Source organism: Pseudomonas sp. FSL W5-0203 (genome assembly GCF_001896155.1).
Taxonomy (GTDB): domain Bacteria; phylum Pseudomonadota; class Gammaproteobacteria; order Pseudomonadales; family Pseudomonadaceae; genus Aquipseudomonas; species Aquipseudomonas paracarnis.
Window position 1 is genome coordinate 1 of record NZ_MPOR01000032.1, and the last position, 25,503, is coordinate 25,503.

Genomic DNA, 25,503 nt, shown 5'->3' on the forward strand with positions numbered 1-25,503 from the left:
TTTAACGCTTTAACGCTTTAACGCTTTAACGCTTTAACGCTTTAACGCTTTAACGCTTTAACGCTTTAACGCTTTAACGCTTTAACGCTTTAACGCTTTAACGCTTTAACGCTTTAACGCTTTAACGCTTTAACGCTTTGGCTACGTAACTACGTAACTACGTAACTACGTAACTACGGTGCCCTGGTGTCCTGTCAAAAAAGTTTAAAAAATAGTGGTGTTTTTATCAGAAGTCGGTTGTAATTCTCTGGCAAGCAGGTGCTTGCACTGGCGCCCGTCGGATGTCGACGGGCATTTAAAACGCAAATGGGATTCGCTCATGAGCAAGTTGTTTGATTTTTATAGGAGTACGCGGTTTGGTAGACGAGGAAAAGAAACAAAGTCAAGATGTTGAGCAGAAAATTCAGTCGGCGCTTCTGAAACATCCGGAAGTAATTGTCGATTTTAAGAAGGGAACGCCGTTTTTTCGCGTTCAACCAACCCGGCATAAGGATCCTGTCTTCTACAACAAAAACTCTGATAGTAGATATGGGGATTTGAATAAGGAGATCGGGGTTTGTTATGTGGCTGCCAACACTGCGGTTGCTATTGCTGAGACGCTTCAGCATGGCGGTGAGGGGCCAGGCTCGCCTGTCTTGATGTCAGAGATTCAGGGGATGTCGGTGCACGAGTTAGCTGCGGATAGGGATCTCCGCTTGGTAGACGTGGCGAGGATGAGCGCTTACGTAGGGGGCCACAAGCTCAGGCATCTTGTCGAGGCGAAGGGTCAAGGTAGTGAGGGGTATTCACTTACCCAGACTGTAAGTGCCGCATGCATGAGGCATAGCAAGGAAATCGACGGTTTCCTCTATACCTCCACGGTATTCCCTGCGGCCTCAAACGACGGTTGCAACGTCGTGTTGTTTGAGGGAAGAAAAAAACAGTTAGTACCAGTGAGCTCTAAACCTTTGACAGAGGTCGAGCTTGAGAACGGTCAGACAGCGATTGAATTCTTAGCGGATTTAGACGTGACCGTAGAGTGAAAGGCTGAGCTTCCCTTACGGGAAGCTCAGCTTTACTTGCCCATTTTCAAGCGGTTCTTGAAGTCTCGCACAATTATCTGGAATGCAGGATCGACGTCCAGAAGCTTATAGCGAGGCTGCACATTTTCGGGGTCGCCAGGATTGGAATAATCCATAGTGTTGGCGAGAAGCCCAATCAAAAGATTTACCTTAGGCTCATCTTCTGGATCAATTTCCACTGCCTTAAACAGCTTTATTATTGACGTTGCAGCTTTATTGTTCTCGAACTGAAAGTCAGGGTAGTACTTGCGTCGGTTATGGGTGTAAGCAATGACTTGCCCCGATTTGGTTTTCTTACTCAAAGCCTGCTTTGAGATTCCAAGTATCTGGCATGCATCGCCCGCATCTAGAAGATCGTAAGACGATTTAACCGCCTCAAACGCTTTCGACTTCATCTGAGCGAAGGCAATTTCGTTGCGAGCTTTAATGCTTAACGGCTTCTCATTACTTTTTCCCGTCTTTTTAATAATGACGGCCAAAGCCTTGTCGTCATCGAGATTCGCAGCATTGATAACCTCGGATTCGGACACTTTGTTCATCCGGGCTATGAATTTTTGCACGAGCGAGGCTTTAGCTTCGTCAAGTGACTTGACGGCGCTTTGGGGTCTCTCAATCGCTGCGGTGTTCATAGGGTCTCCTTTCGTTGCTCGTATTTGAGCAAGTAACCAAAGCGTACGCCTCGGTTGGCTTTCTTGTCAACCTGTCAACCTGTCCACTCGTCAACAAAATGTTGCTTCCACTCTCCCGTGCAGGCATAAGTGGGTAATGCAGCTCGTTACCGTCGTTCTCACTGAGTTTTGGAGTTTTCGTATGCCCATGCCTTCAACCCCTACCTATATAGCGCGCCTTGGCGAGCTTCGGCACAAATCTCCGCGTGTCGCAAAACTAACTGCCAGGATTGCTGCGGCCATAAAGCCTGAGTGTCAATCACTTGAGTCCGAGGACCTGGAGCGAGTGCTATTTGATCACGCAAATGCTATCGCCTATCAGATCCCATCTTGCACCATACGCCTTAGCGTTTGGCTCAACCTCTTGGCCAGGGATGAAGTGAAGGTCCTAGAGCACCGGGACGTCGCTATCTTTGTCAACGAAGCGGCTACCTTGGGCGGAGCATCCGGCATGCTGACGGGGAATCCTGAGAAACCTGGCTCGTTAGACTGATTCTCTATATTGAAGGGCTGGGGGCTGTTGACAGGATGCCCGTAAGCGACAGCGACAAACTGTGGAATACAATAATTTCCAACTTGTCGGCGTGGAAAATCGTCAAAATTCGTCTAAAATTCACGATTTTAAAGAATTTAACATCTATTTTTTGTTGGTTTGAGCTTTCGTGGTTTGTTAAAAATCCATCTTCAAACTCGCCATTTTCGCGCCCGCGAAAATGGCGAGAGTAGGGCTCAACGGTTGCTATGCCACCCGGATCTTAAAGCTGCTTTAAAGCAAAGCTTCCGAAAAGATTCTGCATGCGAAACCTTCGGCGCCTGTCTTCGACTGTTCCTATTTGGGTTCGAGTGCTGATCGAACAAGCTGCGCAAATTTAGCAGCTAAATTTTGGCAAAAAAAAACCGCCTTAGGAGGGCGGTTTTTTCGTCGCGTATTCGGTAGGTCCGAATACGCTTTCTCACAGGGAATCTCTAACGGGGCTGAGTCTATAAGAGAGTAAATAACGGCGCCACTACGATTTCCGCAAAATCGAACCTAAACGATGAACGAAAGCAGCTTTATGAAAGCGCTGCGAAAATCGTTGAAGGAAATCTGCAAGCGAATCCGTCAGTTCTAGAGTGTTGAAAAGTAGCGTGGCTTTGTATGGAAATGCTGTGAAATCAGCGCATCTACGCCGAAAAGTTTCTAATTTTACGGTATACCGTGAATTTTGAAATATTACTTTTTGTGGTTTGTCAATGCCCAAAGCGCAAATTGAAAAATAAACTACAAGTTTTGGTTTTAACTCTTTTTACACTGTGCTTCGGCGGTTAACATCCGGGCCATCATCAGGATTCGTCCTATGAGAGGCCCCTCGCACACGGTGTAGGAACCGTGCCGGAAACGCATCATGCTAAGGGCCTAAAAATACCTTGCCTCACAGGGAATCTCTAACAATTCCCCTACAAATGCACGTGTTCCGGTAAGTGCATTGAGGCAAGTCCAATGTTGGAGGCTTTATGTCTCGATTTTGGCAGCTCATGTGGGGTCTGGTGCTGAATGTGTTTCGCGCTCACAGCGTGTACCGTTTCATCCGAGATTGTTGGGATGAGTTTTCCTAGCTAGTGCTGCAATCCACGCCCCGGCTTTTGCTGGGGCGTTTTTTTGTCTCCAGACTTATTTAGCACTGATTAGCCCTCGTCCAACCTACTTACATTTACGTTGCAGCAGTTTAGGTACCAAAGGCTTCTGAGGGGTAGCGGCATTCCGTCAGAGGCGGCGACCATTATTTCTCAGCCGTTCGCTGCCACTCAACTATCTGCGTGCAGGCATGTGGCTAGGGGAGAAGAGAGGAGTCAGTCATTCTCATTTTTACCTTCTCTAAGAATTTGCATTGCTGCTTGACGATGCCGCTCTTCTGGCCCCAGTTGTGATAGAAATGAAAGTACAGCTTCGGTTTTGTACCAGTATGTCGCATGGTCAAAAGCAGGGCGTAGGGCATCCAATTCGTCACTCGTAAGCGACGCAGCGAATGCACGTAATCGGATTTCCGTTTGCTCGCGACGTAAATGGCACGGGCGGCATAAGGCGCGCAATGCACTGAGTGGATATTCCCAAGGCTCGTATGCTTGGCGAATGGTGGTGTAATAACAGTGGTGGGCATCTAAGCGCTGATTGGCGCCGCAGTCTTGACAAATCTCTCCAGCTCTCTTTTTTACCAGTGCAGCTTTTTCCGTCCAGCGTGGATCCTTTAGTTTGGAAGCGTACGTACCTGTGAGTCTAGAATAGTCATAGCCCTCGACTGGATAAAAACCCATGTTCCAGGAGTGCCCGAGCTCATACCAGAATCCAAACGACTCGACCAGATCGTCAAACTCTTGAGTGTCGCCACCAAAACTCAACAATGTGTGCAAGCTGCTGCCGTCAAATGCCAACACGAGCAAAGAATCGGTTCCATAGCATTCGCCTCTCGAACGCCATTCGTCGATACCAATGAAAAAAGCGTCGCCGAGCATTTCCTCCTTGATCAACCACTCGGTCACTGCGGCACGCATCCGCTCAAGGTTTTGCATCATGTCTGTAGTAACGAGTGACATAGGTGAACTCCTATGATTCTTATACGCGACAAGGATCAACAATTATGGTGCAGGTACGCATTAGCGCCATTTCAGGTTGCGCACACAGACAAAGTAAAGGTTAGCCACGTGCAGGGTTCTAGGGCGTCGAACAGGCGCAGGAGCAGAGTGCTCAGGGTTTGAACAAGAATATCTAGGAAGAGATCAGAGAGAAGACGCAACATGGAGGGTGTCCCCAAAGAATGTAGAGGACACGCTATATATAGATCAGCTGTGGATGGCGTCAACATATTTGTTTCAGCGACGACCAATTTTACCGCCCAACTTTTTATGTGTGGGGTGGTTCCTGTGCAGTTATCAAACCCCGCCCAACCCACTCCGCCACCTGCGTAACAACGGCATTTCCGGCACCAAAAGCCTCCGCAAGGTTGGCCGCATCCAATCCGAGGCAAAACCCATCATCCTCAGCCGCTCGCTGCCGCTCAACCATCTGATCCCATCCGTTCGGCTCAGCGACGAAAGTGGTACAGCCCATAGAGATCTGCGATCCGGCTTTGTTTGCCAGTAAAGTATTGGCAGCCCAGGCATCCGCGGGCCGTGGCCAGGGCTGCGATTGAGACGCTGGAGATATTGCGTCCACTGGCGCGGCGTCAGCCAGGAGCTGGATGGGGGGCATTTTTCGATAACCGGCGACCAGGAATACGCGTCGACGTTGCTGGGGGACTCCGAAATATTGAGCATTAAGCACTCGCCAAAATCCCACATACCCGCAGTCCGCAAGGGCCCGGATGACTGTCTCAAAGTCGCGGCTATCGTTGACAGCGAGCAGGTTAACGACGTTCTCAAGGACCACCCAGCGAGGTTGTGTTTCTTTGAGGATTCGTATGACTTCCCAAAACAATCCGCTGCGTTCGCCTTGTAAGCCTCGAGGTGCATGGCTCCCCGCGATGCTGATGTCCTGGCAGGGGAACCCGGCAGTGATGACATCAACGGCGGATAGGTTGTGAGCGCCGCATTCGCGCACGTCTTCAAACTGGCGTGCATGGGGAAATCGATCGGCAAGCACAGCCCGGTTGATGGGGTTGAGTTCGACTTGCCAGGCGGTGCGGTATCCGGCGTTTTCAAATCCGACATCAAAGCCTCCGATGCCTGCAAACAGGCTTCCAATGGTGGGTTGGTGCATTCATTCACTCGGTGATGGGTTTAAGTTGCGCAGAAAGCGCGGTGGCAGAGGTCGCGTGTGTGGTGAATTCGGCGGCGTTTTCCGGCGGCGGTGTCGGCCCATGCTTGTGAGCGGCGATCCAGCAAGAATCGAACAGTCCCAATCTCTGACGCCATCTACAGCCGCTTGAAGAAGGCTCTACCGTTCAAGCCTTCCTACGATGCTTTCAGGCGTGCCGTTGATGCGGTCGGGCTTGATCTGCCGCCTGGACAGTTAACGCATGTGCTGCGCCATACCTTCGCTAGCCATTACATGATGAAAGGCGGGGATATCCTCACGCTGCAAAAAGTATTGGGTCACGCGACGTTGGCAATGACGCAAAAGTACGCCCATTTCAGTCCCGGACACATGAAAGACGTCGAGAATCTCAATCCGATGGCAAATCGAAATGGACACTTTTTGGACACTTTGGCGTTTTCGGCAAAAACTCAGACTGAAAAACCAGGGTCCAAAAACGACGAAAGCCGCGCAGTGCGCGGCTTTGAGTATGGTGGGCCCAGTAGGACTCGAACCTACGACCAAGGGATTATGAGTCCCCTGCTCTAACCAACTGAGCTATAGGCCCTCAGTAGGTCGCGGATTATAGCGATGGTTTGTTCACTGTGCCATCCGAAAAATCCTTGTGCCGTGTACGAAGGAAGCTGGCGGCAAAAAGCTCCGGCGGCAGGGGCAGGCTGACGATGTAGCCTTGCATCTGTTCACACCCCTCGCTTGCGAGGAATGCTTGTTGCGCCGGAGTCTCCACGCCTTCGGCGATGATGGTGAATTGCATGCTGTGGCCGAGGGCGATGATGGCGCGCACGATGGCTGCATCGTGAGGGTCGTCGGGCAAGCCGCGGACGAAGGATTGGTCGATTTTGAGGAAGTCCAGGGGCAGGCGTTTGAGGTAGCTGAGGGACGAGTAGCCGGTGCCGAAATCATCGATCGCCAATTGGACGCCCAGGCGCTTGAGTTGGTGCAACACCGCGAGCGCTTCTTCGGCTTGGCTCATGATGAAGTTTTCGGTGATTTCCAGTTGCAGGCAGCCGGGTTCGAGGCGGTAATCGTGCAGCAGTTGTTCGATGCGTGACAGCAGGTTGGGGTGACGCAGTTGCGCGCCTGCGAGGTTGACCGACAGGGGGCCGAAATCCTCGAAAGCCGCTTGCCAGGCGTGCAACTGCCGGCAGGCCTGTTCCAGTACCCAGTCGCCGATTTGCAGGATCATGCCGTTCTCTTCGGCCAAGGCGATAAAGTGTTCGGGCGGGACGTCGCCCAGAGTCGGGTGGTGCCAGCGGATCAAGGCTTCGGCGCCGATCAGTTGTTGGGTGACCAGGTTGCGCTTGGGTTGGTAATACAGGCTCAATTCTTCACGTTCGATGGCGCGGCGCAGTTCGTGCTCCAGCGCTACGCGTTCATTGGCTTGGGCAGTCAGGTCGCGGGTATAGCGCTCGACCCGGTTACGCCCCTTGGCCTTGGAGCGATACATTGCGGCGTCGGCATTTTTGACCAGGGTGGCGACGTCGGTACCGTCTTGCGGATACAGGCTGGTGCCGATACTGGCGCTGATAAAGAACTCATGCTCGCCGGCTTGGAATGGCGGGGTAAAACAGTCGAGCAGTTTGTTCGCCAAGTGCTGGGCGTCGCTGGCCTGTTGCAAGCCGGGCAACAGGATAATGAATTCGTCGCCGCCCAAGCGAGCAACGGTGTCCACGTCCCGCAACTGCTCCTTGAGGCGTACGGCGATGTCTTTGAGCAGCAGGTCGCCGACCGGGTGGCCGAGGCTGTCGTTGATGTGTTTGAAGCGATCAAGGTCGAGAAACAGCACCGCGCCCTGTTTACCACTTTCCTGCTGGCCGTTGAGGGCGGCCTGCAGCCGGTTTTCAAACAGGGTGCGGTTGGGCAGGCCGGTCAATGGGTCGTGGTGGGCCTGATAATCCAGGCGTGCCTGGGCCAGCTTGAGGCTGGAGATGTCGGCGAACACGGCAACGAAGTGGGTGACCAATTGCTCGCGGTTACGCACGGCGCTGATGGTCAGCCAGCTCGGATACACCTCGCCGTTCTTGCGGCGGTTGGAGATCTCTCCTTGCCAATGACCCTGGGCCGTCAACTGGTGCCACATCGCCGCATAGAACGCGCTGTCATGCAGGCCGGAGGCGAGCAGGCGCGGGGTATGGCCAAGGGCCTCAACCTCGCTGTAGCCGGTTATCTCAGTGAAGGCGCGGTTGACGGCGCTGATGTTCTGCCGTGTGTCGGTGATCAAGACGCCTTCGGCGGTGCTTTCGAACACCGTGGCGGCCTGCTGCAGTTTTTCCTGCATCAACTGGCGTTCGGTGATGTCCCGGGCGATGGTCAGCATGCAATCTTCGTCGCCAATCGGCAGTGGGCGGCTGGACACTTCGCACAGGCGAATCTGGCCGTCGGCACGACGGATATGACAGATGAAATCGCGGACAAAGCCGTCGCGCTGCATCAACTCCAGCATGTGCTTGCGTTCGTTGAGGTCGACCCAGATGCCTAGGTCCAGGGTTGATTGGTCAAGTGAGGAGGCGCTGGTGAAACCGGTCAGGTGGCTGAAACCTTCGTTCACTTCAATCAGCAGGCCATCTCTTTGGCGACTCAGTAGTAAACCGTCGGGGGAAGCATGGAATGCCTTGGCGAATTTCTCTTCGGAGGTTTGCAGCTGCTGTTGGGTTTCCTTGAGCTCGGTGATATCGCGCACCACCACCACCAGGGCTTCAGTGGTATCGAGTTGGAACGGCTCAGCTGAGATCAGCCCGGTAAATGCCTGACCATTGCTGCGCAGAAAGGACATTTCCAGGTTACGGATACTGGTGGTCTGTACCCGCTGCAGCAAATCCGGACCGACGCCCTGAATGCCCCATATATTCAGATCTGAGGCGGTTTTGCCTACCACCTCGTCGGCGCGCAGCCCAATCTGGTCCTCGAATGCCTTGTTGACCTCCAGCAGGCAGCCATCAGACAACTGGGCAATCACCAGGATGTCTGGGCACTGCTGAAACACCGAGGCAAATTTCTGCTCGGACAGTTGCAGGGCTTCCTCGGTGCGCTTGGCTTCGCTGATGTCGATCATCAGGCCGCGCAGTACTGGCTCGTGGCCGTGTTCGATCAGGCTGACAATGTCACGTACCCACAGGCAGCGGCCATCAGCGGTGATGACCCGGTAATCAATGCTGTGATCACGGTTAGCACGAGTTTCCCGATAGCAATAGGCCTCGGCGCGGGTCAGGTCGGCGGGGTGGATGATGTTGCGCCAGAAGCCTGGAATCAACCAGTGGGCGCGGGGATAGCCGAGCAGGTCTTCGGCATGGGGCGACACGTAGCTGTAGGTGAAATCGCTGATGCTTGCTTCCCAGGCGATGGCGGACAAGCTCTCCACCAAGCCGCGATAGTGGTACTCGCTGCTTCGCAGTTCTTGTTCAAGGGCGACCCGGCGAGAAATTTCCGAACTGAGCCGGCGATTGATCCGAATAACGATGGCCAGCACCGTACTCAATAGCAGCACCGCTGGCAGGCCGTACGTGAGCAAGTCAGCCCAGAAGGTGCGGTGATCGGTGAAGCTGCCGACCCAATGTTGCTGGATTGCATCCGTTTCGGCTGAGCTGAGGTCGGCGAGGACTTTGTCCAGGATGCCCACCAGGATTTTTTCATCCCGCGGGACACCCATCGCCAGTTGGTAGCGGTAGGGCGTTTCGCCGCTGACGTATAAACCGTCGAGCTTGAGTTGGCGCAGGCTCCAGACGCTGGAGGCGAGGTCGCCGACCACGGCATCCACTTCATCGGTGGCCAGGGCTTGCAGCGTCGAACTGACGTTGGGCAGGGCGACCAGATTCAGGTCCGGATGGTGGGTGCGGAGCAATTCATGGGGCGCGTAGTTTTCCACCACGGCAATTTTAAGCCCGTACAGATCCTTGAGGCTGCGTGGTTTCGCGCCGCCTTCATGGGCCAGGATGACGATGGGAAAGTCGAGATAGGGGCGTGTGAACGCCAGGAAGTTTTGGCGTTCGGGGGTGGACATGATGCCAGGCAGCAGGTCGAGCTGATTATTGCGGGCTTGTTCAAGCACCGCAGTCCAGTTAACCGGTTCGATCAGTTTGATACGCACACCCAGGCGGTCCTGGAGCAGGCGTACGTAATCGGCTGCCAAGCCCTGATATCGGCCATTTTCATCGCGATATTCAAAAGGTGGCCAAGACGCATCCACGCCTAGGCGCAGCTCCTGATGGTCCGCCAACCAGCTACGCTCATCATCCGTAAGAGTCAACGCGCCAGCCGTTGCGGTCCAGGTCAGCAGCGACAGCAGTATCACGGTCGGCAATCTGGGCATAACGGTCTCGTTATGGCACGGGGAATGTCTCGAGTGTAGACGGGCATTGCGAGGGCGGGGTGTGCGAGGCAGTTAATCTGTGCAAAGCAATCGGTAGAAAGCAAAACCCCCGGCCTGGGCCGGGGGTTCTGGTATCACTCGTCGAGGAAGGAGCGCAGATGCTCGCTTCGCGTCGGGTGGCGCAACTTGCGCAGCGCCTTGGCTTCGATCTGACGGATCCGCTCACGGGTCACGTCAAACTGCTTACCGACTTCCTCAAGGGTGTGGTCGGTATTCATGTCGATGCCGAAACGCATGCGCAGTACCTTGGCTTCACGGGCAGTGAGGCCGGACAGTACGTCGCGAGTCGCTTCTTTCAAGCTCTCAACAGTGGCGACATCGATTGGCGACTGCATGGTCGAGTCTTCGATGAAGTCACCCAGATGGGAGTCTTCGTCATCACCAATCGGCGTTTCCATGGAGATCGGCTCTTTAGCGATCTTCAATACCTTGCGGATTTTATCCTCAGGCATTTCCATGCGTTCGCCCAGCTCTTCCGGGGTCGGTTCGCGGCCCATTTCCTGCAACATCTGCCGGGAAATGCGGTTGAGCTTGTTGATGGTCTCGATCATGTGCACCGGAATACGGATGGTGCGGGCCTGGTCGGCGATCGAGCGAGTGATCGCCTGACGGATCCACCAGGTGGCATAAGTCGAGAACTTGTAGCCGCGACGGTATTCGAACTTGTCCACCGCTTTCATCAAGCCGATGTTGCCTTCCTGGATCAGATCAAGGAATTGCAGGCCACGGTTGGTGTACTTCTTGGCGATGGAGATCACCAGACGCAAGTTCGCTTCAACCATCTCTTTCTTCGCGCGGCGGGCCTTGGCCTCACCGATCGACATGCGACGGTTGATGTCTTTGATTTCTGCAATGGTCAGGCCGGTTTCGGTCTCAAGCGCTGTCAGCTTCTGCTGGCAACGGATGATATCGGGCTGCAGGCGACCGATGGCTTCGGCGTATTTCGCCTTGCCCTTGGCCAGTGCGTCGCTCCAGCTTTCGTCAACTTCGTTGCCCGGGAACTGGCGCAGGAAATCGGTACGCGGCATGCGCGCATCACGCACACAGAGCTGCATGATCGCACGCTCTTGTGCACGCAGACGCTCAAGGGCGCTGCGAACACGCTCAACCAGGCCTTCGAATTGCTTGGGCACCAGCTTGATTGGCATGAACAGCTCAGCCAGGGCCACCAGCTCGGCAATCGCCTGCTTGTTGCCACGACCGTGCTTCTTCAGGGCCTTGCGGGTGATTTCCATTTGATCGGAAACCGCACCGAAGCGCTGGGCAGCGATGACCGGGTCTGGACCGCTTTCGGCTTCTTCTTCGTCGTCGCTGCTTTCAGCTTCGTCGTCGTCGGAGTCGTCGTCCGCTTTTGCGGCTTTCGCATCAACAGGCGGCGGTACTTCGGCGGCAGGCGGCGCAATGCCGTCGTCCGGGTCGATATAACCGCTCAGGACGTCAGACAGGCGGCCACCTTCGGTGGTGACGCGAGTGTACTCGGAGAGAATGTGGTCAACCGTGCCAGGGAAGTGCGCAATGGCGCCCATCACTTCACGGATGCCCTCTTCGATACGCTTGGCGATTTCGATCTCGCCTTCGCGTGTCAGCAGCTCGACGGTACCCATTTCGCGCATATACATGCGCACAGGGTCTGTCGTGCGGCCGATATCGGTCTCTACTGCAGCCAGCGCGGCAGCAGCTTCCTCAGCGGCGGCCTCGTCGGTATCAGCGTCGGCCAGCATAAGGGAATCCTTATCTGGCGCGACTTCGAATACGTTGATCCCCATGTCGTTAATCATGCGGATGATGTCTTCCACCTGCTCAGGATCTGAAATATCCTCAGGCAGGTGGTCGTTGACCTCCGCGTAAGTCAGGTAACCCTGCTCACGACCAAGAAGTATCAACTCTTTGATACGAGACTGCTGTTGCGCTTTTCCGGACATAACACCCTATCCACTGAAGGTCTTGGCGGGCAAAAAACAAGCCGAGGATTATACCCGAGCTATGACCTCACACGCCAGCTGAGGTCGGGTTTGATGCGTAAACATTCTGTTTTAAGAGGTCGCGCATCTGTTTTGCTATCTGAATTTGCTCTTCAGCCGATAATCCCGGCTGCCTTGCTCTCTTGATAAGTTCGTCGAGGGTCTGAGTGTGTTGACCCGCGGATAACCTATTAATGGTGTCTAAAAACTGTTGTTCAAGGTTGTCGCCGTCAATTAGCCACTCCTTTTCCGCCAGTGCCCGCAATAAACGGCCCTGTTCCGTGCCATGCCAGCGAGCCATCAACTGGATTGAGTTTAGCTTAGGGTTTTTCTGCACGGCTTCGATCAGTGCAATAAGCACCTGAGCATAGGTATTGCTCTCGTTGGCAAAGTGGTCGGCACTTTCAACCTTGCCGGCCAATTGCGGGTGGTGAATCAGTGTGCGCAGTGCAATCAGTGTGGGGGCTTCCACCGCTACGGGCGTGCGTGGCGCGTAGGCTTCATCGCGATCACCGCGCTTGCCGTTTTTGCTCCACGGCTTTTTATCCCACTTCTTGCCACCTGCGCCGGGCTTCTTTGGCGTCCATTCCTGCTGGGGCGCGAAGGCCTCCTGAGGTTGGTGAAAGTCAGCGTAGTCCGGCATGGCGTCGTAATCCATGCCGGGGTCGTAGGCTGGCGGCGCCTCTTGCGGGGCGCTGTGCACCAGCTGGCTGACGGCTTCACCGCTCAAACCGGTGATCTCCAGCAGGCGCTGGCGCATCAGTGTGCGCAAATTGGCGCCGGGGACTTTGTCGATCAGCGGCGCCGCAAGGGTGGCCATATGGGCCTTGCCCTCCAGGGAGCGCGGGTCGGCTTCTTCGGTCAGTTGCTGGAAAAAATAATCCGCCAGCGGCTGTGCATGTTGATTGATGCGTGCACGGAACGCATCGGTACCTTCCGAGCGCACCAGCGTGTCCGGGTCTTCGCCTTCGGGCAGGAACAGGAAGCGTGCGCGACGCCCATCCTGCAGGCTCGACAGCGTGGCTTCGAGCGCGCGCCAGGCGGCGTTGCGGCCAGCCTGGTCGCCGTCGAAGCAAAACAGCACGCTGGGCACGACACGGAACAGGCGCTTCAGATGTTCTTCGCTGGTGGCGGTGCCGAGGGTCGCGACCGCGTTGCGCAGGCCTTGTTGGGCCAGGGCGATCACGTCCATATAACCCTCAACCACGATGATTTCGTCGAGGTTGCGGTTGTTCTTGCGCGCTTCGAACAGGCCGTAGAGTTCCTGGCCTTTGTGAAACACCGGGGTCTCCGGGGAGTTCAGGTACTTGGGTTTGTCATCACCAAGCACGCGGCCGCCAAAGGCGATGATGCGGCCACGGCTGTCGCGGATCGGGAACATCACGCGGTCGCGGAAGCGGTCATAGCGCTTGCCGGTCTCGGCGTTTTCCACCAGCAGGCCGGCGTCGATCATGGCCTTTTGCTGGAGGGTGTCGTTGCTAAGGTGTTTATACAGATTGTCCCAGCCCGGCGGAGCGAAGCCGAGACCGAAGTCCCGAGCGATTTCGCCGGTGAGGCCGCGGCCTTTGAGGTAGTCGACAGCGGCCTTGCGCTGCGGATGGCTCTTGAGTGCCTGGCGGTAAAAGTCGGCGGCAGCGGTAAGCAGCGGGTACAGCGGCGAATCGGTGGGTTGCCGGGGTTTGTGCGGGCGGCCACTTTCTTCGCGGGGCACTTCCATTCCTGCGGCTTTAGCCAAGTCCTCGACAGCCTGGGGGAAGTCCAGGTTGTCGTGGTCCATCAGGAAACCCAGGGCATTCCCGCCCGCCCCGCAACCGAAGCAGTAATAGAACTGCTTGTCGGGGCTGACGCTGAAGGATGGGGTTTTTTCTTTATGGAACGGGCAGCAGGCGGTGTAGTTTTTGCCGGCTTTTTTCAGCTGTACGCGTGAGCTGACAACATCGACGATGTCGGTGCGGTTCAGAAGGTCGTCAATAAAGCTCTGGGGAATCAGCCCGGCCATGGCGTTCTCGTCATCACTGCGTGTAAATGAGGACCCGTGAGGTGTTCAAGCGCACGTATAGGGGGCTTGATCATCATCGTCTGCATGGGTCATCAGGAAGTGTATCTGCCGAATATTCACTGAGGGTAGTTTCTGATCAGTCTTCGGCATGGAAATGTTGCCCGGGCGTCCGGTCTTGGCCAATGGCAGCCTCGGAAACGCATCGATGGGCACAGCCGACACGGTTGATCGTCTGTTTGAAGAATAGGTGTGCTCGTCAGTAGCCTTGTTAGGCTCGTCAGAAGAGACGTGCACCGCTGGCAAAAGAGCCAGCCCTGACGTGTGAAGCAGTGTCTCGGTCGCGTGTGCGGCGTCGACGGTGAAGCATCAAGCGATATCCGCAAATGCCAACAGCCCGGCTGAGGGCCGGGCTTGGCAGAAGCTTGCTACGAACGTCTGTGTATTAGTACAGACGAACGGCGCGGCGCTGTTCGCGCTGAACTTTCTTAGCGTGACGCTTAACAGCGGCTGCTGCTTTGCGCTTACGCTCAGAAGTTGGCTTCTCATAAAATTCGCGGCTACGAACTTCAGCCAGAACACCGGCTTTTTCGCAGGAGCGCTTGAAACGACGCAGAGCTACGTCGAAGGGTTCGTTCTCTTTTACTTTGACGGCTGGCATCCAGAGCTACCTTCTTTCATTACCGGGAATCAACGTTCTCGTCGCAAAAAATTCGCGGCTGAGGTCGTCGGTTTTTAAGGGTTGCGGATGTTAACCCCTCATTGCCCGGAATGCAAAGCCTCTGATCGAAAACCGCTAGTCGGGAGGGGGAGTGGCGACTATTATGCGCGCCTTCGAATTCAGCCTCTACAAGGCGCAAACCCATGCTAGTACTGGGACTTGAAACCTCCTGCGACGAAACCGGAGTCGCACTATACGACAGTGAACGCGGGCTTTTGGCCGATGCACTGTTCAGTCAGATCGACCTGCATCGCGCCTATGGCGGCGTGGTGCCGGAGCTTGCCAGCCGCGATCACGTCAAGCGCATGCTGCCATTGATCCGCCAGGTGCTGGATGAGGCCGGTTGTGTGGCAACCGAGATCGATGCCATTGCCTATACGGCAGGGCCCGGATTGGTCGGAGCCCTGCTGGTTGGGGCCTCTTGCGCCCAGGCGCTGGCCTTTGCCTGGGGTATTCCTGCTCTTGGTGTGCACCATATGGAAGGCCACTTATTGGCGCCCATGCTGGAAAAAACACCGCCGGAGTTCCCGTTCGTCGCTTTGTTGGTTTCGGGCGGGCATACGCAGCTGGTTCAGGTGGATGGGATCGGTCAATACACACTGTTGGGCGAGTCGCTGGACGATGCCGCCGGTGAAGCGTTCGACAAAACCGCGAAGATGATGGGGCTTAATTATCCGGGGGGGCCGGAAATCGCCCGTCTTGCCGAGAACGGCGTTGCCGGTCGCTACACCTTCCCGCGGCCGATGTGTGATCGTCCTGGCTTGATGTTCAGTTTCAGCGGTTTGAAAACCTCTGCCTTGAACACCTGGCAGCAGAGCGTCAGCGCCGGGGACGACGGCCAGCAAGCCCGTTGCGACATCGCGCTGGCGTTCCAGCAGGCTGTGGTGGAGACTTTGACCATCAAGTGCAAGCGCGCCCTGAAACAGGCGGGCATGAAGCGGCTGGTGATCGCAGGCGGCGTCAGCGCCAACAAGGCGTTGCGCAGTTCCCTGGAAAAAATGCTCGGCGACATGAATGGCAACGTGTTTTACGCACGCCCTGAGTTCTGCACTGACAACGGCGCGATGATTGCCTACGCCGGTTGCCAGCGCTTGCAGGCCGGGCAGCACGAAAGTCTGGCGATCAGCGTGCAGGCGCGCTGGCCGATGGAGCAATTGCCGCCGTTGTAAGGTTCAAGGGCACCGGGTCCAGGCGGGGTATTTAAAAATGCCGTTCGCGCCCGGCAAACAGGTCGCGTAGATTGCCGCGGTGGCGCCAGACGATCAGCAGTGTCAGCACGCTCATCGGTAGCAGCGCTTCTGGTTCCTGCCAGGCCAGCAGCGGCAGGGTCAGCGGCGTGGCAATCAGCGCGGCCAGCGAGCTGGTGCGGGTCAGGTAGAACGTCAGCAGCCAGGCGAGCATGGCCAGTAACGCCGCAGGGGGGTAAATGCCCAGCAGCATGCCGGCCGCCGTGGCGACGCCCTTGCCGCCGCGAAAGCGGAAGTACAACGGGAACAGGTGGCCCAGGACGGCACACAGGCCCACCCAGGCTTGCTGTTGCAAGCTAAGGCCGACGAGGCTGGCGATGAGCACGGGCAGCAGGCCCTTGCAGACGTCGCCCAGCAAGGTCAGGACGGCGAGTTTCTTGCCGGCCAGGCGCAACATATTGGTGGCGCCGGCATTGCCTGAGCCACTCATTCGCGGATCGGGATTTCCCGTCAAGCGGCTGAGCAAAATGGCGAAGGACAGCGAGCCGAGCAGGTAGGCGAAAATCGCCAGTGACCAAAACATGCTAACTATTCCGGGCGAGGACGCCCTGATTCTAACGGGGCATCGCGCCCTTGTCGTGCTGCGGAGAAAAGTGCTTGGACAGAGTGTTTATCGAAGGCCTGGAAGTCGACACCGTGATCGGGGCTTACGACTGGGAGCGCGGAATCCGGCAATGCCTGCGCCTGGACCTGAGCTTCGCCTGGGATAATCGCCCAGCTGCGGCAAGTGACGACCTGACCCTGGCACTGGATTACGCCAGGGTGTCTGCGCGTATCCAGGCCTTTGCCGAGCATTCCCAGTACCAACTGGTGGAAACCTTTGCCGAGCGTTTGGCCGAAGTGCTGATGAGTGAGTTCCAGATTCCCTGGCTGCACCTCAAGTTGACCAAGCCCGGCGCGGTACCGGCTGCCAAGGGCGTGGGCGTGGAGATCGAGCGCGGATGTCGTTGACTCAGGTTTACCTCGGGCTTGGCAGCAATATCGACCGCGAGGCTCGTCTATGCGCCGGCTTGGATGCGTTGGCGGGCTTCTTGACGGATATGCGCTGTTCGGCGGTGTTCGAAAGCCAGCCGGTGGGGATCAAAAGTGGGCCGTTTTTCAATCTGGTGGTGTCGGCTTATACCGACCTGCCGTTGATGGAACTCGATCGCCGGTTGAAATCCATCGAGGCAGACAACGGCCGCTACGCGCCCGACCGCAAAGGCCTGCCGCTGGATATCGATGTGTTGTTATATGGCGATTGGGTGGGCAATTTCGATGGCTTGATCTTGCCGCGAGCCGAAATCCTGAAAAACGCCTTTGTGTTGTGGCCGCTGTCGATGATGGCGCCGGACCGTCTGCACCCGGAGGCGGGCAAGACAATGGCCGAGTTATGGCGAGACGCGCAGATTGATCAGGTATTGGCGCCTGTGGCGTTCGAGTGGCAGGGTCAGCCACTCACGCCACAAGCTCTTTTGTAGGAGCCGAGCGTGCTCGCGAAAAACCTGAGGGCGCTGCGTCATCGTTGAGGTTCTTCGCGAGCAAGCTCGCTCCTACAAGGGCTTTTGCTGTTCTTTGTAGGCTTTAAGCGCCTTGAGCCGTTCGCGCTTGAGCGCCTCGCCCAGTTCGGGGCCTTTGAAACCCTTTTCTAGCAGCGGCGCGACCGGCACTTCGCGTGCCACCTTTGCCGCTCCGCGCAAATAATCGGCCTGTGGATAACTGCGTTGCTCAAAACCCTCGCGGCCACGAGCGTCCATTTCGCAGGCCGCCACGAACTCTTCAAAGCGTTGCGGCCGACGGTACACGTCGAAGCTTTGCAGCAACTCCAGCAACGTCGAGGCCTTGAGTTCAAGCGCGCGATGCCCGTGAGTATGATATTGCCCCACCAGCAAGGCCAACTCCTGGCAATCCCTGGGCACCTTGAAACGCTCGTTCACCGCTTTGATCAGCTTCAAGCCGCGATGTTCGTGGGCAATGTGCTGCGGCAACTTATCCACAGGCGTCAGGCCTTTGCCCAGGTCGTGCAGCAGGCAGGCCCAGCGCACGCTCAGCGGTTGCTTGTGCAGGGCTGCTTGCTGCAGCACGCTCAAGGTATGCACGCCGGTGTCTATTTCCGGGTGGTGAGCTGCGGGCTGCGGCACGCCGAACAGCGCATCCACCTCCGGCATCAAGGTTTTCAGTGCGTCGCAGTCACGCAGTACTTGAATAAATACCTGGGGTTGATCTTCCATCAGCGCCCGTGAGATTTCCTTCCAACTGCGCTCGGGGGTAAGGGCCTCCAACTCGCCGGACTCACTGAGTTGGCGCATTAATTCGAGGGTCTCAGGGGCGACTGTGAAGCCGAGAGGCGCATAGCGCGCGGCGAAACGCGCAACGCGTAGTACGCGGAGGGGATCTTCGGCGAACGCGGGAGAAACATGCCGTAAAAGTCGCGCTTCAAGATCACGTTGTCCCTGATAAGGATCAGTCAGGTTACCCTCGTCATCCTCCGCCATGGCATTGATGGTCAGGTCACGCCGGATCAGGTCTTCTTCCAGCGTAACGTCGGGGCTCGCATGGAATATAAAGCCACCGTAACCCCGGCCATTCTTGCGTTCGGTGCGAGCGAGGGCGTATTCGTCACCGTTTTTCGGATCGAGAAACACCGGAAAATCGGCGCCCACCGGTTTATAACCCTTGGCGAGCATCTCTTCAGCCGTCGCGCCAACGACGACGCGGTCTATATCGGTGACCTCGATGCCCAGAAGGCGATCACGCACGGCGCCGCCGACTTTGTAGATTTTCATGAAAAAGCCTCCATTAGCGGCACAGGATAACGCCTGAGCCTGGCCAATGGAGGCTTTGCTGTTTCAGAGATGCACGACGGCCATGTCCAGGCGGCCATAGTCGTTGTCGTTATGATCGCTGCGCGGTGGTACATGGTGGGTCTTCATCACTTGGTCGCCCTGCAGGGTTTCCAAATGAATATCAAAACCCCAGAGCCGATGCAGGTGCTTGAGCACTTCCTCAGTGGATTCGCCCAAGGGTTTGCGGTCGTGTTGCTGGTGACGCAGGGTCAGCGAACGGTCGCCACGCACATCAATGCTGTAGATCTGAACGTTAGGCTCGCGGTTACCCAGGTTGTATTGCGCGGCCAGGGTTTCGCGAATGATGCGGTAGCCGGGTTCGTCGTGGATGGCAGGCACCACCAGGTCATCCTTGAGGTCGTCGTCCAGGATGCTGAACAACTTAAGGTCGCGGATCACCTGGGGCGACAGGTACTGCAGGATAAAACTCTCATCCTTGAAGCTGCTCATGGCGAACTTGATGGTCGATAGCCAGTCGCTGCCGGCGATTTCCGGGAACCAGCGGCGGTCTTCCTCCGTGGGGTGCTCGCACATGCGGCGGATATCGCGGTACATGGCAAAACCCAGTGCATAGGGGTTGATGCCGTTGTAGTACGGGCTGTCGAAGCCTGGCTGGAAGACCACGCTCGTATGGGACGTGAGGAACTCCATCATGAAGCCGTCAGTGACCAGGCCTTCGTCGTACAGGTCGTTCATCAGGGTGTAATGCCAGAAGGTTGCCCAGCCTTCGTTCATTACTTGGGTTTGGCGCTGGGGATAAAAATATTGCGCGATCTTGCGCACGATACGCACGATTTCGCGCTGCCAGGGCTCCAGCAGCGGTGCGTGCTTTTCGAGGAAATACAGGATGTTTTCCTGCGGTTCGGCGGGGAAGCGGGCATTGTCCTTGTCGCTGTTCTTGTCGGCGCGCTTGGGGATGGTGCGCCACAGGTCGTTGATCTGTTTCTGCAGGTGCTCCTCGCGCTCCTTCTGGCGCAGGCGTTCCTCTTCGGCGGAAATAGGATAGGGACGCTTATAGCGATCGACCCCATAATTCATCAGCGCATGGCAGGAGTCCAACAGGTCTTCCACCGCATCGATACCGTGGCGCTCCTCGCACTGCATGATGTATTGCTTGGCGAACACCAGGTAATCAATGATCGAACTGGCATCGGTCCAGGTGCGAAACAGGTAGTTGCCCTTGAAGAAACTGTTATGCCCATAGCAGGCATGGGCCACTACCAGCGCCTGCATGCAGATGGTGTTTTCTTCCATCAGGTACGCGATGCACGGGTCGGAGTTGATCACGATCTCGTAGGCCAGGCCCATCTGGCCGCGTGTGTAGGACTTCTCGGTACTGAGGAAGTGTTTCCCGTAGGACCAATGGTGATAGCCCAGGGGCATGCCCACCGAGGCATAGGCATCCATCATCTGTTCAGCGGTGATGACTTCTATCTGATTGGGATAGGTGTCCAAGGCATAACCCGCCGCGATACGGCTGATTTCCCGGTCATAGGCCTGGATCAGTTCGAAGGTCCACTCGGAACCGGTGGAAATGGGTTGGCGCTTGTTCTCTTTTTTGGCGGTCATGTCACTAACCTGCGCTGGAAGAGTTCACGGAAGACCGGGTAGATATCGCCGGCCGAGACCAGTTGCTGCTGGGCGAACGTGTCGGCAAAGGCTTCGCCGATGCGCTCGTATTCGAACCACAGGGCCTGGTGCTCACGGGGGGTGATTTCGACGTAAGTGTAGTACTGCACGAACGGCATGATCTGGTTGATCAAAATGTCCCGGCAGATCGGCGAGTCGTCGTTCCAGTTGTCGCCGTCAGAGGCTTGGGCGGCGTAGATGTTCCACTCGTTGGCGGGGTAGCGCTCGGCCATGATCTCCTGCATCAGCTTCAGTGCGCTGGAAACAATGGTGCCGCCAGTTTCCCGCGAGTAGAAAAACTCCTCTTCGTCCACCTCTCGCGCGCTGGTGTGATGGCGGATGAACACTACGTCAATCTTGTCGTAGTTCCGTTTCAGGAACAGGTACAGCAGGATAAAGAAGCGCTTGGCGATGTCCTTGGTGGCCTGGGTCATGGAGCCGGAAACGTCCATCAGGCAGAACATCACCGCCTTGGAGCTGGGGTTGGGTTGCTTGACCAGCAGGTTGTATTTCAAGTCAAAGGTATCGAGGAACGGCACGCGGTGGATGCGCGCGCTGAGTTTTTCGATTTCCGCCTCGATTTCCTGGATATCGCCGAAGTTATCCGGTTCTTCGCGCTTCAAGCGTGCCAACTCTTCCTTGGCCTGCTTGAGTTTGGCGCGGCTGCTGCCGGAGAGGGCGATACGCCGTGCGTGGGCTGAACGCAGGGTGCGGATGATGTTGATGCGCGACGGGTTGCCCTCGTTGCTGATCCCTGCACGTACGGTCTTGAAGGTATCGGTGCCGGTCAGGTTGCGTTTGACTAGGTTGGGCAGTTCGAGGTCTTCGAACATGAATTCGAGGAATTCTTCCTGAGTGATCTGGAATACGAATTCATCCATGCCTTCGCCAGAGTTGCCGGCTTTGCCCGGGCCTTTGCCGCCGCCACCGCCTTGTGGGCGCTGGATATGTTCGCCAGTGGTGAATTCCTTGTTACCCGGGTGCACCACGGTCTGTTTGCCGCCGCGGCCATGGTGAAGTACCGGTTCGTCGATGTCCCGTCCGGGAATGCTGATTTGTTCGCCATGCTCCATGTCGGTGATGGAACGGCGGCTGACGGCCTCTTCTACCGCCTTTTTGATGTGGTCACGGTAACGCCGCAGGAAACGCTGGCGGTTTACCGTGCTCTTGTTCTTGCCATTGAGGCGTCGGTCGATCACATAGCTCATGGGGAGCCCTCCGGGCAGCTTCACGTTACAAGCTTCAAGCCGCGGGCTGGAAGCTTAGAGACAAGCGGTCAACTGCCAGGCCGGATGCCTGGCAGTGCGCGCTTGCCGCTGCCTTACTGCGATTTGCGAACCCGCAGGTACCACTCGGAGAGCAGTCGTACCTGTTTGTCGGTGTAGCCTCGCTCGACCATGCGTGTGACGAAGTCGTTGTGTTTTTGCTGATCCTCCTTGCTGGCCTTGGCGTTGAAGCTGATGACGGGCAGCAGGTCCTCGGTGTTGGAGAACATTTTCTTCTCGATGACCACCCGCAGCTTCTCGTAGCTGAGCCAAGTGGGGTTCTTGCCGTTGTTGTTGGCACGGGCGCGCAGTACGAAATTGACGATTTCGTTGCGGAAGTCCTTCGGATTGCTGATGCCGGCGGGTTTCTCGATTTTTTCCAATTCTTCGTTGAGGGCCACGCGATTGAGGATTTCGCCGGTTTCCGGGTCGCGGTATTCCTGATCCTGGATCCAGAAATCGGCGTACAGGACGTAGCGGTCGAAAATGTTCTGGCCGTATTCGCTGTAGGACTCCAGGTAAGCGGTCTGGATTTCCTTGCCGATGAACTCGATGTAGCGCGGCGCCAGGTATTCCTTGAGGAAGCGCAGGTAGCGCTCACGAGTTTCGGCCTGGAATTGCTCCTGTTCAATCTGTTGTTCCAGCACATAGAGCAAGTGCACCGGGTTGGCGGCAATCTCGTGGGGATCGAAGTTGAAGACCTTGGACAAGATCTTGAACGCAAAGCGCGTCGACAGACCGTTCATGCCCTCGTCCACACCGGCTGTATCACGGTATTCCTGGATCGACTTAGCCTTGGGATCGGTGTCCTTGAGGTTTTCGCCGTCGTAGACGCGCATCTTCGAATAGATATTGGAGTTCTCCGGCTCCTTGAGGCGCGACAGCACGGTGAACTGGGCAAGCATTTTCAGGGTGTCGGGGGCGCAATGGGCCTTGGCCAGGGAGCTGTTGAACAGCAGTTTGTCGTAAATCTTGATTTCGTCACTGACCCGCAGGCAGTACGGCACCTTGACGATATAGATCCGGTCGATGAAGGCTTCGTTGTTCTTGTTATTGCGGAAGGTATGCCATTCCGATTCGTTGGAGTGAGCCAGCAAGATCCCGGTAAATGGAATCGCCCCCAGGCCTTCGGTACTGTTGTAGTTACCTTCCTGGGTAGCGGTGAGCAGTGGGTGCAGCACCTTGATCGGTGCCTTGAACATCTCCACGAACTCCATCAGGCCCTGGTTGGCCCGGCACAATGCGCCCGAATAGCTGTAGGCATCGGCATCGTTCTGCGGAAACTCTTCCAGTTTTCGGATATCGACCTTGCCCACCAGTGCCGAAATGTCCTGATTGTTTTCATCGCCGGGTTCGGTCTTGGCCACGCCGATCTGGTTGAGGATCGACGGGTAGAGTTTCACCACCCGGAACTGGCTGATGTCACCGCCGAACTCGGCCAGGCGCTTGGTGGCCCAGGGCGACATGATGGTGTTGAGGTAGCGCCGCGGGATACCGAAGTCTTCCTCGAGGATCGCGCCATCTTCCGTGGCGTTGAACAGGCCCAAGGGGGACTCGAAGACGGGCGAGCCCTTGATCGCATAGAAGGGCACCTTCTCGATCAATTGCTTGAGCTTTTCCGCCAGGGACGATTTGCCGCCGCCGACCGGGCCGAGCAAATAGAGGATCTGCTTCTTCTCTTCCAGGCCTTGGGCGGCATGGCGGAAGTAGGAAACGATCTGGTCGATGCATTCTTCCATCCCATGGAAGTCTTCAAAGGCCGGATAGCGGCGGATCACCTTGTTGGAAAATATCCGCGACAGGCGCGAATTATTGGCGGTTTCCACCAGTTCTGGCTCGCCAATCGCCAATAGCAAGCGTTCGGCGGCAGAAGCGTAGGTGCTGCGGTCCTGTTTGCACAGCTCGAGATACTCCTGAAGCGTGAGTTCTTCCTGCTGTGTGGACGCGAAGCGTTGTTGGAAGTGGCTAAAGATACTCATGACGTCGTCACCTCGCTCGATACGTGGAGCCGACGCCGGATCAATCAGTCGATGCTGGCAGTCATTGACGCACGCCAATGGCTGTTTTCCCCCCAGAACACCCTGAAACGCTACCGATGACCCGTACGCCGGTGTACCGGCTCTCCCCTGATTCGGATGGCCTGCGCTTAAGGATAGTTCGGAATCCGGGAGGTCAAGGCGCGATGCGCAATTAGTTTAGCCGCGCCGTTCGTCAGAAACGGCGCAAGCCCAAGCGTCACGCGGGGTAGCGGGGTGTGAAAAAAATTATTGCGAATCGCCCGAGGAAATTTCCGCGGGATAGGTCGTACGCCACAGCTCAAACCCGCCGTCCAGGCTGTAGACGTCAGAGAAACCCTGGCTGATCAGATACGCGGCTGCACTCTGGCTGGAATTGCCGTGGTAGCAGGCGACGATCAGCGGTGCATCGAGGTCGGCGGCGCGGATGAAGTCGGCGATGTTGACGTTGTCCAAGTGCTGGGCGCCGGTGATGTGAGCGGCGGCATAAGTAGGCTGGTCGCGGATGTCGACGACTACGGCACCTTGCTCGCGCAGGGTCTGTGCTTCTTGGGGAGGGATACGTTTGAATTCGGTCATGGCGGGCTCCTATTGCTTGGCGGTGGCCGGCAGGGTAATGGAAAGGGGCGATTCGCACTGGCAGTCGAGGCGCTTGCCCGTGTCGATGTTCATCAGGGTCATGGCACCGCCCCACACGCAACCGGTGTCGAGGGCGAACACGCCGGGTTCATCGCACTTGCCTTCCAGCGCGGCCCAGTGGCCAAAGATGATCTTTGTGTCTCGGGTCTTGCGTTCCTTGTAGGCGAACCAGGGCTTGTAGCCGGGCAGGGCGGTGTCGGCGCCTTCCTTGCTTTTGAGGTCCAGTTTGCCTTCGGCCGTGCAGAAGCGCATCCGCGTGAAGTAGTTGGTGATGACTCGCAGGCGGGCCACGCCGGTGAGGTCGTTGTCCCACTTCACTGGGTCGTTGCCGTACATGCCGTCGAGGTAAGCGGTGTACAGGTTGTCATCAGCCAATGCACTTTCAACTTCGGCGGCGCACTTGAGGGCTTTTTTCAGCGTCCACTGCGGCGGGATACCGGCATGCACCAAGGCCATGTTGCGATCCTCGTCGTAGTGCATGAGTTTTTGCCGGCGCAGCCAGTCGAGCAGTTGAGCGCGGTCTGGGGCTTCGAGAATTTCCCGCAGGGTGTCGCCTTTTTTGAGGCGCTCGATATTGTTGCCGGCCGCAAGCAGATGCAGGTCATGGTTGCCCAGCACGCATACCAAGGAATCACGCAGGCCATAGAGGTAGCGCAGGGTTTCCAGGGACTGTGGGCCCCGGTTAACCAAGTCTCCCACCAACCACAAGCGATCATTTGCCGGGTCGAAGGCTACGCGCTCCAGCAGGCGCTTGAGAGGGTCCAGGCAACCTTGCAGGTCGCCGACCGCGTACGTCGCCATCAGTGCAGGGCTCCTGGCACAGCCAGGCGGAAGGGCTTGATGATTGCATCGAACAGTTGGCCGTCGGTGGCCTTCATTTGATACGAGCCTTGCATGGTGCCGACCTTGGAGGTCATTACCGTGCCGCTGCTATAAGTGTGGCTGGCGCCGCTGTCGATCAACGGTTGCTGGCCGACAACGCCTGCCCCGCGCACTTCCTCGACCTGGCCGTCGCCATCGGTGATGACCCAGTGGCGCGACAGCAGTTTGGCCGGCACCAGCCCGTTGTTCTTCACTGTAATGGTGTAGGCAAAGGCGAAGCGGTTATGTTCGGGTTGCGACTGGTCCGCCAGGAAGCGGGTGACGACGCTGACGTCTATCTGATAGCGAGGATCGGACATGCAAGAGGCCTTAAAAGCGAAGGGCAGCAGATGCGGGTCAGTCTAGGCCAAGAGGTGGGCACTAGGCCAGACATGCTGTCTGGGCTCTTGAACTTGATGAAACGACTCTATCAACGTAACGCGGTTGAACCTGTGGGAG

19 protein-coding genes, 1 tRNA gene and 1 pseudogene are annotated in these 25,503 nt (G+C 56.7%); 5 read left to right on the plus strand and 16 right to left on the minus strand.

Going from position 1 to position 25,503, the window contains the following annotated elements; genetic code table 11:
• Positions 1–356: 356 nt before the first annotated feature.
• Positions 357–1,022: an RES family NAD+ phosphorylase gene (locus tag BOP96_RS22445; protein ID WP_060766699.1), complete on the plus strand. Its 666-nt coding sequence runs from the start codon at positions 357–359 to the stop codon at positions 1,020–1,022.
• Between the two features lie 32 nt (positions 1,023–1,054).
• Here BOP96_RS22445 and BOP96_RS22450 read toward each other — a convergent pair whose 3' ends face one another.
• The 3 genes from BOP96_RS22450 to BOP96_RS22465 form a co-directional block, all read right to left on the minus strand.
• Positions 1,055–1,690, minus strand: coding sequence for a DnaB-like helicase C-terminal domain-containing protein (locus BOP96_RS22450; RefSeq protein ID WP_060766700.1), 636 nt, complete (start codon positions 1,688–1,690; stop codon positions 1,055–1,057).
• A gap of 1,869 nt (positions 1,691–3,559) precedes the next feature.
• Positions 3,560–4,300, minus strand: coding sequence for an HNH endonuclease (locus BOP96_RS22460; RefSeq protein WP_060766702.1), 741 nt, complete (start codon positions 4,298–4,300; stop codon positions 3,560–3,562).
• Between the two features lie 307 nt (positions 4,301–4,607).
• Positions 4,608–5,462 carry a DNA cytosine methyltransferase gene (locus BOP96_RS22465; RefSeq protein ID WP_060766703.1) on the minus strand — a complete coding sequence of 285 codons (855 nt, stop codon included), beginning with the start codon at positions 5,460–5,462 and terminating at the stop codon, positions 4,608–4,610.
• Between the two features lie 90 nt (positions 5,463–5,552).
• On the opposite strand from BOP96_RS22465, the pseudogene BOP96_RS22470 reads away from it, so the two are divergent.
• Positions 5,553–5,828, plus strand: a pseudogene (locus tag BOP96_RS22470) (tyrosine-type recombinase/integrase); the annotation flags it as partial.
• A gap of 161 nt (positions 5,829–5,989) precedes the next feature.
• Here the strand turns inward: BOP96_RS22470 and BOP96_RS22475 are convergent.
• From BOP96_RS22475 to rpsU, 5 genes are all read right to left on the minus strand, one after another.
• A tRNA-Ile gene (locus BOP96_RS22475) sits at positions 5,990–6,066 on the minus strand.
• A 15-nt stretch (positions 6,067–6,081) separates the two neighbouring features.
• Complete coding sequence (locus BOP96_RS22480; protein WP_073454076.1) at positions 6,082–9,825, minus strand: bifunctional diguanylate cyclase/phosphodiesterase; 3,744 nt, start codon at positions 9,823–9,825, stop codon at positions 6,082–6,084.
• Positions 9,826–9,959: 134 nt separating this feature from the next.
• Positions 9,960–11,807 (minus strand): RNA polymerase sigma factor RpoD, encoded by a 1,848-nt coding sequence (rpoD, locus tag BOP96_RS22485; protein WP_034128833.1) that lies wholly within the window; start codon positions 11,805–11,807, stop codon positions 9,960–9,962.
• Between the two features lie 67 nt (positions 11,808–11,874).
• Positions 11,875–13,845 (minus strand): DNA primase, encoded by a 1,971-nt coding sequence (gene dnaG / locus BOP96_RS22490; RefSeq protein WP_038451740.1) that lies wholly within the window; start codon positions 13,843–13,845, stop codon positions 11,875–11,877.
• A 442-nt stretch (positions 13,846–14,287) separates the two neighbouring features.
• Positions 14,288–14,503, minus strand: a complete 216-nt coding sequence (rpsU, locus tag BOP96_RS22495; RefSeq protein ID WP_002551877.1) for a 30S ribosomal protein S21 — start codon at positions 14,501–14,503, stop codon at positions 14,288–14,290.
• A gap of 203 nt (positions 14,504–14,706) precedes the next feature.
• On the opposite strand from rpsU, the gene tsaD reads away from it, so the two are divergent.
• Complete coding sequence (gene tsaD, locus BOP96_RS22500) at positions 14,707–15,732, plus strand: tRNA (adenosine(37)-N6)-threonylcarbamoyltransferase complex transferase subunit TsaD (RefSeq protein WP_003194748.1); 1,026 nt, start codon at positions 14,707–14,709, stop codon at positions 15,730–15,732.
• Between the two features lie 31 nt (positions 15,733–15,763).
• Here tsaD and plsY read toward each other — a convergent pair whose 3' ends face one another.
• Complete coding sequence (gene plsY / locus BOP96_RS22505; RefSeq protein ID WP_014720187.1) at positions 15,764–16,333, minus strand: glycerol-3-phosphate 1-O-acyltransferase PlsY; 570 nt, start codon at positions 16,331–16,333, stop codon at positions 15,764–15,766.
• Between the two features lie 74 nt (positions 16,334–16,407).
• Here plsY and folB point away from each other — a divergent pair, with 74 nt between their 5' ends.
• Both folB and folK read left to right on the plus strand, forming a co-directional pair.
• Positions 16,408–16,761 carry a dihydroneopterin aldolase gene (folB, locus tag BOP96_RS22510; RefSeq protein ID WP_073454079.1) on the plus strand — a complete coding sequence of 118 codons (354 nt, stop codon included), beginning with the start codon at positions 16,408–16,410 and terminating at the stop codon, positions 16,759–16,761.
• On the plus strand, positions 16,752–17,270 hold the full coding sequence (folK, locus tag BOP96_RS22515) for a 2-amino-4-hydroxy-6-hydroxymethyldihydropteridine diphosphokinase (RefSeq protein WP_073454081.1): 519 nt from the start codon (positions 16,752–16,754) through the stop codon (positions 17,268–17,270). Before folB ends, folK begins: the two co-directional genes overlap by 10 nt.
• Before the next feature lie 72 nt (positions 17,271–17,342).
• On the opposite strand, the gene BOP96_RS22520 is transcribed toward folK, so the two are convergent.
• From BOP96_RS22520 to apaG, 7 genes are all read right to left on the minus strand, one after another.
• The gene (locus tag BOP96_RS22520; protein WP_020302174.1) at positions 17,343–18,575 is read right to left on the minus strand and encodes a multifunctional CCA addition/repair protein; all 1,233 of its coding nucleotides are present in this window, start codon (positions 18,573–18,575) and stop codon (positions 17,343–17,345) included.
• 63 nt (positions 18,576–18,638) lie between these two features.
• Positions 18,639–20,204 carry a SpoVR family protein gene (locus BOP96_RS22525; RefSeq protein WP_003194736.1) on the minus strand — a complete coding sequence of 522 codons (1,566 nt, stop codon included), beginning with the start codon at positions 20,202–20,204 and terminating at the stop codon, positions 18,639–18,641.
• The gene (locus BOP96_RS22530; protein ID WP_003194735.1) at positions 20,201–21,472 is read right to left on the minus strand and encodes a YeaH/YhbH family protein; all 1,272 of its coding nucleotides are present in this window, start codon (positions 21,470–21,472) and stop codon (positions 20,201–20,203) included. The genes BOP96_RS22525 and BOP96_RS22530 overlap by 4 nt, the downstream gene beginning before the upstream one ends.
• A gap of 113 nt (positions 21,473–21,585) precedes the next feature.
• Entirely contained in the window at positions 21,586–23,508 is a 1,923-nt protein-coding gene (locus BOP96_RS22535) for a PrkA family serine protein kinase (protein WP_003194732.1), read from the minus strand.
• Between the two features lie 285 nt (positions 23,509–23,793).
• Positions 23,794–24,123 (minus strand): thiosulfate sulfurtransferase GlpE, encoded by a 330-nt coding sequence (glpE, locus tag BOP96_RS22540; protein WP_014720183.1) that lies wholly within the window; start codon positions 24,121–24,123, stop codon positions 23,794–23,796.
• Between the two features lie 9 nt (positions 24,124–24,132).
• Positions 24,133–24,984 carry a symmetrical bis(5'-nucleosyl)-tetraphosphatase gene (locus tag BOP96_RS22545; RefSeq protein WP_014720182.1) on the minus strand — a complete coding sequence of 284 codons (852 nt, stop codon included), beginning with the start codon at positions 24,982–24,984 and terminating at the stop codon, positions 24,133–24,135.
• Complete coding sequence (apaG, locus tag BOP96_RS22550; protein WP_003194726.1) at positions 24,984–25,364, minus strand: Co2+/Mg2+ efflux protein ApaG; 381 nt, start codon at positions 25,362–25,364, stop codon at positions 24,984–24,986. The genes BOP96_RS22545 and apaG overlap by 1 nt, the downstream gene beginning before the upstream one ends.
• Between the last annotated feature and the right edge of the window lie 139 nt (positions 25,365–25,503).